The organism is Gemmobacter sp., assembly GCF_046292685.1.
Classification (GTDB): Bacteria; Pseudomonadota; Alphaproteobacteria; order Rhodobacterales; family Rhodobacteraceae; genus Wagnerdoeblera.
Genome location: NZ_JBKBQM010000074.1, coordinates 1 through 10,246, shown reverse-complemented (window position 1 = coordinate 10,246; position 10,246 = coordinate 1). Strand labels below are relative to the sequence as shown.

The window sequence follows — 10,246 nt, the reverse complement described above, 5'->3', positions numbered from 1 at the left end:
GGCGCTACATGTCGCTTGAAACCCTCGCCCGCGTCACCGACAATCCCAACGTCAGGCTGCCCGCCGTGGCCACCTGACAAGACCCGGACCTTTCCGAAGGTCAGCGCTGATACACCACGCCCCAGGACATGATCCAGGGCGGGCTTCGTTGCCCGGCGTGTCTCCTTGCCTGTCGAGACGGCTGGCGGGCGGCATCAGGCCCCGGTGGCGAACCACGCAAACAGATCGTCGGCGACCGCAGCAGGTTCCTGTCATTCTGGGAAATGTCTGCCCCTGTCGATCTCGGTCCAGCGCTGCCCGTTGTAACTCCGCTCGGCCCAGGCGCGCGGGGCGGCGAACATGTCATGCAGCACCATCAGCATTGCGGTCGGCACCTCAACGCGTCCCCATTGGCCGGTATCGCGCACGGTTTCATAGTAATGCCGCATGGAGGACCGGATGGCGCCGGTGGCCCAGGACAGCGTCAGGCTTGCAAGCAGCCTGTCGCGGCCATCGCGGGCGAGGAAATCGGGCGTGTCCGTCGAGGCGTGGAACTTTTCCAGCATCCATGCAGCAAGTCCGGCGAAGCTGTCGCCCAGGCCAAAGGCCACCGTATCGGGCCCGGAGGAATGCGGCATGGCATCGGCCATTTCCGACTGCATCCAGCCTTGCGCACGATGCACGAATGCGGCCTCTTCGGGCGACAGATCGTCGGGCACGACGCCGACATAGGGATTGATGCCCGACAGGTGCAGGCCGATCAGCCGGTCAGGCGGGGCAAGCGCCATCTGCCGCAGCACGCCCGCGCCCAGATCGCTGCCCCGCGCCGCAAACTTCGGATACCCCAGCACATCCACCATCAGGCCCGTCATCAAGCCGCCATGCACCTCACGCTCATACCGCGCGCCGTCGGTTGCGACGAGAAGCCCCCAGCCGGGGCAGCGAAGGCACGATGACGTCAAGGCTCACGCCATTGCGGTCGGCGGTCGGCAAGGGAATCAGGTCGGTCATCTGCAGGAAGGACGACGGCCAGCCGTGCAGCACCAGAAGCGGACTGCGCCGGGCCGCGCCGCCGCGAACATGGAGGAAATGGATCGTCTCGCGCTCCACCGTAGCGGTGAATTGCGGCAGGGCGTTCAGGTCACGCTTCACCGCGCGCCAGTCGAAACCTTCGGCCCAGCGGTCCATCAGCAGGCGCAGGGTGTGGATCCTGTAATCCCACCCCGCGCCGCCGATACGGTCGGGCCAAAGGGGCAGGCGCAGCCGGGTTTCCAAGTCTTCCAGAACCGCGTCGGGCAGGGCAATGGCAAAGGGGCGGAGGGTCATGGCGGTCTCTTGCGCGGGGGAGGGAAGGGGAGACAGAGCGGTGACGCCGGTGGCGGTCAGACACTTGCGGCGGGTCATGGGCAAGGGGCCTTTCGGTTGCGAAACGCCAGCTTTTCCGATGTCTCCACCTTGAAAAATCGCGCCCATATCCTCCGACTGTTGCGTATGGAGACTCCACTGAACACCGATCACATGCAGCTGTTCCTGACCGTTCTGGCAGCGGGCAGCTTCACCCGCGCCATCCTTGACGCCCGGTCCGAGACCGAGGCGGCGCTGAAAGGGCGCGCAGGTGATCCGCGCCGCCGCTTGCGGATCACCTGCGGGTATGAGTTCGGCCTGCCGGCGGTCAACGGCTGGGTGCGGGCCTTTCTGGACCGCTGGCCCGATGTCTCGGTCGAGATGGACCTGACCAACCGCGTGGCCGATAACGTGCATGAGGGCTTTGACCTTGCCATCCGCATCAGCCCACTGCCCGACAGCGATCTTGTGGCCCGGTGCCTTGGGCAGATCACCCATGGCTTTTACGCAGCGCCCGGGTTTCTGGCAGCCCGGGGCACCCCGGCCCATCCGTCTGACCTGCGGGCGAGGGGTTCGTGGGCTTTGCTGGTTAGCCCTACGAGGTGACTCGCGGACCGGAGGCGGCCATGCTGCCGACCCGGCCGCGCTATCTGGCAAATACCAACATGGCGGTGGCCGGGCTTGGCATGGCCCTTCTGCCTGATTTTCAGGCCCTGCTATTCGTGGCGGCCAAAGAGCTTGTGCCGGTGCCCGACGGCTGGTCGCGCCCGCCGGCTGTGGTGCATGCCGTCCTGCACTCGGCCCGGCTGATGTCGGTGACGCTGCGCGCCTTTATCGACACCGCACGGGCCTTTCCCCTCGCCTCCGGAGCGGGACGGGCCTGAGCGCCGGGATCAGCAAGCCAGACCCATCGCCTCCAGCCGCGCCACGGTGGCGGGCAGGCGGGCAAAGTCGCGGCGCACTTCCAGCGTCAGACGCGGGCGCTCGGTCAGCGCGGCCAGCGCCTCGAACACCGGGCGCCATGCGATACGGCCATCGCCGGGATGCCAGTGCCGGTCGGCATAGCCATCGACATCCTGCAGATGCACGTGGCCCATCAGGCCCGCGGCGGCGGCGATGTAATCCACCACATGCGGCGCGTCATAGCGGCCGTGGCAGATATCGGCATGGCCGGTATCCAGCGAGACCTTCAGCTGCGGATGCCCGATGCTGCGCACCAGCGCTACCCGGTCGGTCGGATCGGTGTCGTCGCAATTCTCCAGCACCAGCGTGCAGCCGGTATCGGCCGCCCGGGCCAGAACCGGGGCAAGGCAGGCGGTGCTGGCCTCGGTCAGGCCGGGGTAGACGCTGGGGTAGTTCGCGCGGTTCAGCTGGTGCCAATGGGTAAAGGGGCTGTGGATGACCATCAGATCGGCACCCAGTGCCTCGGCCACCTCCAGCCCCTGCAACAGACGCTTTTGCACGATGGCGCGCACCTCGGTATCGGGGTTTGCGATATCAAGGCCGAAGAAGGGGCCATGAATGCCGCGCGGGCCGGAGTGACCGTGGAGCAGCGTCTTCCACGCGGCAATGAGGTCGCTGTGGTCGCGCTCCAGCACACCGATGCCGCAAAAGTCCTGAATCTCGATGGCCCGGCCAGGACCGCATATCCACTCGCGCAGGACGGGATAGGTGTCGATCATCACGGCAGCACCCAGACGGGGAAGCGACATGGCGGATCCTTTCATTTGATGCCGGCGCGCAGGAAGCTTTGCACGAACTGGCGTTGGAGAAGAAGGCAGGCAAGCAGCAACGGCGCCGAGGTCATCAGGGTGGCGGCATTGAGCGCCGCCCATTCGATGTCGCTGTCGGTGGTGGCAAAGATCGACAGGCCCATGGTCAAGGGGCGCGTCTCGACCGAGTTGGTGACGACCAGCGGCCAGAGGAAGTTATTCCATTGATGGCTGACCGACACCAGCGCAAAGGCCAGCATCGCGGGCCGATCCAGCGGCACATAGACCCGCCACAGCAGGCCCATCAAGGAACAGCCTTCTACCCGCGCCGCGTCATCCAGTTCCTTAGGGATGGTGCGGAAGGTCTGGCGCAGCAGGAAGATGGCAAAGCCGCTGGCCACGTAGGGCAGTCCGATGGCAAGGATGGTATCGACCAACCCCAGCTGGAACATGCTGCGATAATTCATCAGCAGCAGGATGTCGGGCATGACCAGAAGCTGCACCAGCACCAACGAGAACAGCAGCATCCGCGCCTGAAACTCCAGCCGGGCAAAGGCAAAGGCGGCCAGCGTGCACAGCACCGGTTGCACCGCAAGGATCAGCGTGACCAGCGCCGTCGCATTGCGGAAATAGCGCGCAAACGTGGCCTTTCCCCATGAGATTGCGAAGTTTTCCCGCGTCAGGGGGGCGGTCAGGTCAAAGCGCGTCTCATAGGCGGCGGGATGAAAGGCCAACCACAGCGCGCAAAGCAAGGGTAGCGCCCAGAGAAGCGCCGGCACCCAGCCAGCCGCCCACATCGGCAGAAGATCAACCTGCGAGCCAGTCATCGGTAATGCACCCGGCGGTCGGTGGCCAGAAACTGGGCGATGCCCACCACGGTCAGCAGGGCCACCAGAACGATGGTCGGCGCCGCGGCACAGGCGGTGTCCCAAGGGCGGAAGCCGTTCTCGAAGATGTAGTCGCGCAGCAGCATCGAGGCATTGTCCGGCCCGCCGCGCGTCATCACGAAGACATGGTCCACCAGCCGGAAGGCGTAGATCGTGGGATTGACCGATACGAAGGGCATGATCAGCGGCAGCGTTACGCGGCGAAATAAGGTCCGGCGCCCGCAGCCTTCGATGGCGGCGGCATCCCTCAGGCTTTGCGGTATTGTCCGCAGCGCGGCCAGATAGAAGATCATGAAGAGGCCGGTCTCTTTCCGGACTGTCACCACCGCCACGGCATAGAGCGCGCTGCCGGGCTGGCCGGTGTAATCGGCCGATCCGAATCCCGCCCAGATGCGGAACTGGTCGATCAGCCCGAAGCCCGGGCCGCAGAAGAACAGCCGGATATTCGCCACCGCAATCAGGGGCAGCACGGTCGGGGTGAAAAAGGCCATGTGCATCAGCGCCAGCCCGGCAAAGCAGGCCTGCACCAGAGGGGCCATGGCAAGCGCCAGCGTGATCGAGGACGGAATGGTCCGCGCCGCATGGACCGCCGAGCTCCACATCGCCCGGGCGAAGATCGGGTCGGACAGGATCCGCACATAGTTTGCGACCCCGCCGAACTCGGATGGGCGGCGGCCTTTCGGGGTGGTCCGGAAACTGTCAATCAGGGTCTGCACCGCCGGATATAATGGCTGAAGGCCAGCAGAAACACGAAAGCCGGCGGCAACAGCAGCGAGGCTTGAATCCAGTCGCGTTTCAGCATGACGGCCTGTTCCGGGGCATGGTCGGCCGGGCCGGAAGCAGCGCCTCGGGCCGAGCCGTCTGTGTTGCTTGCGATAGGCGGCAAGGATGGCGTCAGCTTCGGCCTGCGCCGCGTCCAGCGCCGCTTTCGGCGATTTCTGGCCGGTGACCGCGGCCGCGAGCGCCGAGTTGAGGACCTGCGTCACACGCAGGCCTACGAAGGTGGAAAGTTCCGTCACCGCATGGGCCAGCTGGTCACGCGCCACAAGCGCCTGCGGAAACTCCGCCGTATAGGCCTTCACCACATCGGTTTCCCAGACATCGGGGCGCGGGACATCGCGCCCGCCGATCAGCACCTGCCCGTCACTCGGGGCGTCCAGCCCGGCAATCAGCCGCAACAGGGTCGATTTTCCGCAGCCCGACGGCCCGAGAAGCACCGAGAAGTCGCCGCCGGGCAGCGTCACATCGACCCCGTCCAGCGCCTGCGCCGAAGCGATACGGCGCGACAGGTGCCGGCAGGTGATCTTCGGGGCCGCGGCGGGCCGCAGGGGGGCAGCAGTTTCCATTCTGTCGCTGCGATAGCCCGTGAAGGTGACAGGATTGCGAAAAGTCCGGCCGATGCCGGACGGTGCTCAGCCTGCACAGCGGAATGTGGAAAACGGCTCAGCGCTTGATGAAGCTGTCGGCAAAACGGCGCAGGTCCAGACGCGACAAGGCCGTAAGCCGGCGCCACCCGTCTTGCCCGGCGATCACAACCATGCGCCCCAGAACCCCCGGCGGCACCCGAAAAACATGGCCAAGCGCTTCCATCGCGCGGCACAGGACCAGCGTGACGGCCGTGCCCAGCACGATGCCGGCAACGCAGTCGCTCAGCCAATGAACGCCCAGAAAGGCGCGCGACAGAGCCGCCAGCAGACCGATGGACATCCAGGCCCAGGCCATGCGGGGAAAACAGATCGCCAGTGCCAGAGCGCTTGCCGTGGCGGTGGTGGCATGGCCCGAGGGAAAGGCGGCCCAACCGTACTGAAAGGCCAACAGGCTGGCCTGAAACACCTCGGCCCCGGCGTCAGCCGACGGTCGGATCCGGCCGATGGCATGTTTGGTCAGGCTTGCCAGTACACCGCTCAACGCGACGGCCATGACCTGCAGGATCAGCGTCGCGCGCAGCGTTGCAAACCCGTCGGGCAGTGGCGTTGCGGGACGGCGTACCAGAAGGGCGATCACGCCCAGCAGCCCAAGGCAAAGGCACAGCGGCCACGCGGCATTGCCGAAACGGGTCATCAGCCGCAGGGCGGCGACCTGCGACGGGTCCATCCCGCGCGCCAGTCGCAGCGCCACGGGATCAAGCAGGATCGCCACCAGAAACAGCAGGCCAGCAAGGCAGATCAGCAGCGACGGCGCGCTTTGCCGCCGCAACGTATCGCGCCACAGCCGACGCAGTGCGCGCTTGGGCCCCGGCTCGCCAAGGCGCTTCCGGAAATCTTCGCTGGAACCGGCATGTTTCATGGCTGGGGGCAACAGTCCAGGATATCCAAGGTGACCCTGCGTCCGGCACCTATGGCAAGGCCCGTGACAGACCCGGCCGGGCGGCACCCGGATGCCGGCTCCGGCAGATTAGCGGCCTCCTGCCGCGCTTTCATGACGAAGGCACAGGGTCCGGGGCGGATCGCCTCTGCTTCGGCGGCCGTGGCTGGCAAGAGCCGCGTCTCGCGGCCGCCAAGCCAGACCAGCGACGGCTCGGTATAGCCCCAGCCGGTCAGTTGGGGGCGAGGGCAGATGTCGGCGGGGGCCAGATCGCGGACCCGGGCCAGCGCGGCCTCGCTGGGCCAAAGGGCGGGCATCCGTGCCGCGGCCGTCACAAGGCCGCTGTGCAGGCCGGCCCCGGCCAGCGCGGCGCAGATCGCAACCGACGCCGGGCCTTGACCCAAGGCAAAGGCGCGGATCGCCAGCCCGGCAAGCAGCATCCCCGATGCAAGCCCGGGCGCGGCATGCAGGGCGGCCGGGTCTTGCCCGGTGTCCAGTGCATGGGCCAGCACCGCCATCCCCAGGAGCAGGCCCGGCAGGACCGCCAGCCCTGCCACGGCCAGAATGCCGCGCGGCACAAGGGCAGGGTATGCGGGCAGATGGGCCACCGCGAGCAAGGCCAGCGCCGGAAAGGCGGGAAGCGGATAGTGGATCAGCTTGGTCGGCACCGCCTCATACAGCAGCCAGAGCGGCACCGCCCAGGCGAGGCAAAAGCGAACCGGGGCGCTTCCCCGGGCATGCCAGACAGCGGGCAGCGCCAGCAGCAGCAGCGGCCCGACCGGCCATGCGGTCAGCCAGACCAGCGCCAGGTAGGTTCCGGGTGGGGCGCCCTTGCCCTCTTGCCCCGCGGCGATCTTGGGCAGCAGATCCGCCCCGACCGACCCGGCCCAGAAAGCGCCCCCGGTCCGCAGCGAAATGGCGACAACCCAAGGCAGCACCAGGGCCAGCGCCAGCAGGATCGGCCCGGGGGACAGGATCGGTCGGAGCCAGCCAAGGCGGCGATCAGCCAGCCCGAGGGCGACCACGGTCAGCGCCGGAACGATCGGCCCGATCGGTCCCTTGATCAGGAGACCCGCAGCGATGGCGAGCCAGAAGCCATAGGCCCCCGCCCGCCCCACCGCCTGCCCCATGTAAACGCGCGCAAGCACCGCCTGGGCTGCAAGCACCGTGGCAAGAAGCACTGCATCCGTCTTGGCGATGCGCGCCTCGCCGGCGATCACCAGCCCCCCGGCAAAGACCGCAGCGGCCAGCAGGGCCGGCGTCCTGCCGAACAGCGGTAACCCCACGGCGGCCACCAGAAGCACCGACAGCACTGCCCCGGCCAGCGACGGCAAGCGGTACACCCACAACGGCGCCTGCTCCCCGAAGCCCGAGCCAAGCACCGCCGCGCTTTGCAGCCAGTAGATGCCCACCGGCTTCGCGTGCCGCGCCTGGTCCTGAAAGCGGATGTCGATGGGGTCACCACTTTGCACCATCTGGCGGCTGGCCTGAACGAATCGCGCTTCGTCGCGGTCGGTGACCGGAAGGGTCGAAAGGCCCGACAGAAAGGCAAGCAGGGCAAAGCCGGCCAGCAGCAGCCAGCCGGCGATGCCTGATGCAGCGCGGGCAAATAGGTTGGTCAATAGATCCCCCTCTGCTCACCCAGCTTGTCCCGCGGCCCGGGAACAGGCCGGGTCAGATGGGCCGCAAGGCGGGCACGGGTTTGTTCGATGCGCAGCAGCGGATAGAGCAACAGCGCTACACCCGCCGCGAGCAGCACCGAAAAGACGGCATCGCTCAGGAAATGCCGCCCCAGCCCGATCCGCAACAGCGCCGTCAGCCCGACATAGGCGGCCGCGGCAAGGCCGGCCGCCCAGCGGGCGCGCGGGTTGGACAAATGGGGCCAGAGCATCGCCAGCAGCGGAATGGCAAGGCTTGCGGCCATCGCCACCTCGCCCGAGGTGAAGGAACAGTTGCGGCCGCAGTGATCCGCGACCTGCCACGCTGGTGTAAAGGCCGCGCTGCCACCGAAATCGGTCACACTGTCGGGCCGGGCGCGGCCGATGTTGGATTTCAGGATCAGATTGACCAGCCCGCCGCAGGCCAGTGCCACGCACAGCGCCGGATAGGCCAGCAGGCGCTGCTCCGACCGGTGGCGCCGGCCGGAGAACAGGCCCCAGACCCAGGCCGCGATCAGCGCGGATACCGTCGCCTCTCCCAGTCGGCGCAGGAACAGATTGACCGTGACCGCCGTGCCGTTCGCCCAGGGAAACCCGTTCTGGCCGTCGGCAAAGAGGTGCGAGACCGCAAGGTCGATGCCCGGAAAGGCGGCAAAAAGGGTCTGCATCGTCAGGAAAGCGGCAAGATAGGCCAGCACAAGGCGGTGATAGGTCATGGAAGCGTTCCGGAAGCGGTGGGGGTCAGGCAGCCCGGGTCAGGCAGGCGCAACAGCACAAGGCGGCTGCCGCCGGCAAAGCCGGGGCCAGCCAGATGACGGGCGACGACTTGTCCTTCAGGGCAGGGCAGGCTTGCGGTTTGCCGCAGCAAGACCAGCGGGGCGGGGTCGGTTTCAGGGTCGAAGGCGGCCGTCATTTCCCAATGGTGCCGGGGCCGCCCGGCGGAAGGGACTGCACGGATGGCAAGGTCGGTCCCGACAGAGAACCACGAAAGATCGGCCAGCAGGTCGCGATCCTGCGCGACCAGCACCCGGGCGCCATGAGCCTGCGCGATGCCGATGGCCCAGCGGGCAACATCGGCATGGCCAAGGTAGCGGTGCAGCGCAGGGCGCCCGTCGGCAAGCGTCAGGCCGGGACCGGCAACCTTCAGCAGCGGCAGCGTGACCGAGATCGCCAGCCCGAGGCTCAGCGACAGCAGCGCCAGCCGACGATGCGCGGCCAGCCACATCGCGCCAAGGATCGACCCCGGGACCAAGAACAGCACCGCCCAATTCGCCAGAACCGGCCCGCGCACCGCCTGTGCCAAAACGATCAGCACGGGCGCAAGCGTCAGCGCGGCCAGCCCCAGCGGCACCGGGCGACCGCAAATTGCTCGGCCACAAAGCGCAGTGGCCGCCACAGGGTCGGCATTGTACCGCGGGTGATGTCTGCGACATGCGACGCCGTGATGAAATCATGCCGATAGAGCCACAGGACATGCGGCGCCACCACGACGGCGGCCATCGCAAGGGCCAGAAGAAGATCTGAGCCTTTGGGGCGAAATGCGGGCGACAGCAACGCCGCCGCCCCCGCGCCCACCATCCAGAACAGCATGGCGTGTTTGGCCAGAACGCCCAGCCCCAGAGCAAGCCCCAGACCCAGCGCCACCATGGGCGCGGTATGTCCGGCCGCGCGGGCCTCGGCCAGCCGGACCTGCGCCAGTAGCGCGACAGAGGCCGACAGGAGCATCGGTGTGTCGGTGGTCATCACCGCCGACCCAAGCGCCACCGCTGGGGCCACCAGATAGGACAGGGCCGAGACCATCGGAAGGGGATCGGGTGCCAGCCGCCGCGCAGTCTGATACAGCACCACCGCGGTCAGTGCGTGCAGCCCGACTGCAGGCAGCCGCACGGCCCAGACGCTTTGCCCCATGATCTCGGTCGCAAGCCGGATCAGCCAGCCGATCAGCGGTGGCTTGGAATAGGCGCCGAAACCCAGTTCCTGACCCCAGAACCAGTATTGCGCCTCGTCGGTCGACAGCTCGGTACGGTCAAGCAGCGTCAAGAGCGGTTCCCGAGCGTCGTGAATCGCGAGGGGGTTCCCATCGGGGCCGAGGCGTGATTCAGTCTGCTCGGAGCAGATGTTGGGGTTTAGGATGGGCAAACCACTTTCCATGGATCTTCGCACTCGGGCCTTGGCCGCCGTTGATGGCGGCATGAGTCGGCGTGCGGCGGCGAAACGGTTCGGCGTCGGCGTGTCCTCGGTGAGCTATGCCCGAAAGTTGGTGACGGTGTGATCAGGCGGCTTTGATTTCGTGCTTGATGCCGTCGCGAAATTCAACCCCTCGGATGATCTCGGGGAGGCGGTTTTGGCCGTCGAGTTTGCG

General features: G+C 67.1%; 12 protein-coding genes and 1 pseudogene. 3 read left to right on the top strand and 10 right to left on the bottom strand.

Annotation, left to right across the window (positions count from 1 at the left end):
* Positions 1–251 precede the first annotated feature (251 nt).
* Positions 252–851: a hypothetical protein gene (locus ACK4S2_RS14855; RefSeq protein WP_409626082.1), complete on the bottom strand. Its 600-nt coding sequence runs from the start codon at positions 849–851 to the stop codon at positions 252–254.
* Between the two features lie 22 nt (positions 852–873).
* A complete protein-coding gene (locus ACK4S2_RS14850; protein ID WP_409626079.1) occupies positions 874–1,305 on the bottom strand; it encodes an epoxide hydrolase N-terminal domain-containing protein in 432 nt (143 codons plus the stop codon).
* 165 nt (positions 1,306–1,470) lie between these two features.
* On the opposite strand from ACK4S2_RS14850, the gene ACK4S2_RS14845 reads away from it, so the two are divergent.
* Together ACK4S2_RS14845 and ACK4S2_RS14840 are read left to right on the top strand one after the other, a co-directional pair.
* The gene (locus ACK4S2_RS14845) at positions 1,471–1,929 is read left to right on the top strand and encodes a LysR substrate-binding domain-containing protein (protein WP_409626076.1); all 459 of its coding nucleotides are present in this window, start codon (positions 1,471–1,473) and stop codon (positions 1,927–1,929) included.
* 20 nt (positions 1,930–1,949) lie between these two features.
* Positions 1,950–2,207 carry a LysR substrate-binding domain-containing protein gene (locus ACK4S2_RS14840; protein ID WP_409626074.1) on the top strand — a complete coding sequence of 86 codons (258 nt, stop codon included), beginning with the start codon at positions 1,950–1,952 and terminating at the stop codon, positions 2,205–2,207.
* A 9-nt stretch (positions 2,208–2,216) separates the two neighbouring features.
* Here the strand turns inward: ACK4S2_RS14840 and ACK4S2_RS14835 are convergent, their stop codons facing one another.
* The 8 genes from ACK4S2_RS14835 to ACK4S2_RS14800 all read right to left on the bottom strand — a co-directional run bounded on the left by ACK4S2_RS14835 (position 2,217) and on the right by ACK4S2_RS14800 (position 9,924).
* Positions 2,217–3,035, bottom strand: a complete 819-nt coding sequence (locus ACK4S2_RS14835; RefSeq protein WP_409626072.1) for a sugar phosphate isomerase/epimerase family protein — start codon at positions 3,033–3,035, stop codon at positions 2,217–2,219.
* Between the two features lie 11 nt (positions 3,036–3,046).
* The gene (locus ACK4S2_RS14830; RefSeq protein ID WP_409626069.1) at positions 3,047–3,862 is read right to left on the bottom strand and encodes a carbohydrate ABC transporter permease; all 816 of its coding nucleotides are present in this window, start codon (positions 3,860–3,862) and stop codon (positions 3,047–3,049) included.
* Positions 3,859–5,268, bottom strand: a complete 1,410-nt coding sequence (locus tag ACK4S2_RS14825; RefSeq protein WP_409626066.1) for an ATP-binding cassette domain-containing protein — start codon at positions 5,266–5,268, stop codon at positions 3,859–3,861. Before ACK4S2_RS14825 ends, ACK4S2_RS14830 begins: the two co-directional genes overlap by 4 nt.
* 97 nt (positions 5,269–5,365) lie before the next feature.
* A complete protein-coding gene (locus tag ACK4S2_RS14820) occupies positions 5,366–6,208 on the bottom strand; it encodes a phosphatase PAP2 family protein (protein WP_409626063.1) in 843 nt (280 codons plus the stop codon).
* Positions 6,205–7,848, bottom strand: a complete 1,644-nt coding sequence (locus ACK4S2_RS14815; protein WP_409626060.1) for an ArnT family glycosyltransferase — start codon at positions 7,846–7,848, stop codon at positions 6,205–6,207. The genes ACK4S2_RS14820 and ACK4S2_RS14815 overlap by 4 nt, the downstream gene beginning before the upstream one ends.
* Positions 7,845–8,600, bottom strand: coding sequence for a phosphatase PAP2 family protein (locus tag ACK4S2_RS14810; protein ID WP_409626057.1), 756 nt, complete (start codon positions 8,598–8,600; stop codon positions 7,845–7,847). The genes ACK4S2_RS14815 and ACK4S2_RS14810 overlap by 4 nt, the downstream gene beginning before the upstream one ends.
* Positions 8,597–9,235 carry a hypothetical protein gene (locus tag ACK4S2_RS14805; protein ID WP_409626054.1) on the bottom strand — a complete coding sequence of 213 codons (639 nt, stop codon included), beginning with the start codon at positions 9,233–9,235 and terminating at the stop codon, positions 8,597–8,599. Before ACK4S2_RS14805 ends, ACK4S2_RS14810 begins: the two co-directional genes overlap by 4 nt.
* Complete coding sequence (locus ACK4S2_RS14800; protein ID WP_409626051.1) at positions 9,211–9,924, bottom strand: ArnT family glycosyltransferase; 714 nt, start codon at positions 9,922–9,924, stop codon at positions 9,211–9,213. Before ACK4S2_RS14800 ends, ACK4S2_RS14805 begins: the two co-directional genes overlap by 25 nt.
* Positions 9,925–10,015: 91 nt before the next feature.
* Here ACK4S2_RS14800 and ACK4S2_RS14795 point away from each other — a divergent pair.
* Positions 10,016–10,123, top strand: a pseudogene (locus ACK4S2_RS14795) (IS630 family transposase); the annotation flags it as partial.
* Positions 10,124–10,246 lie beyond the last annotated feature (123 nt).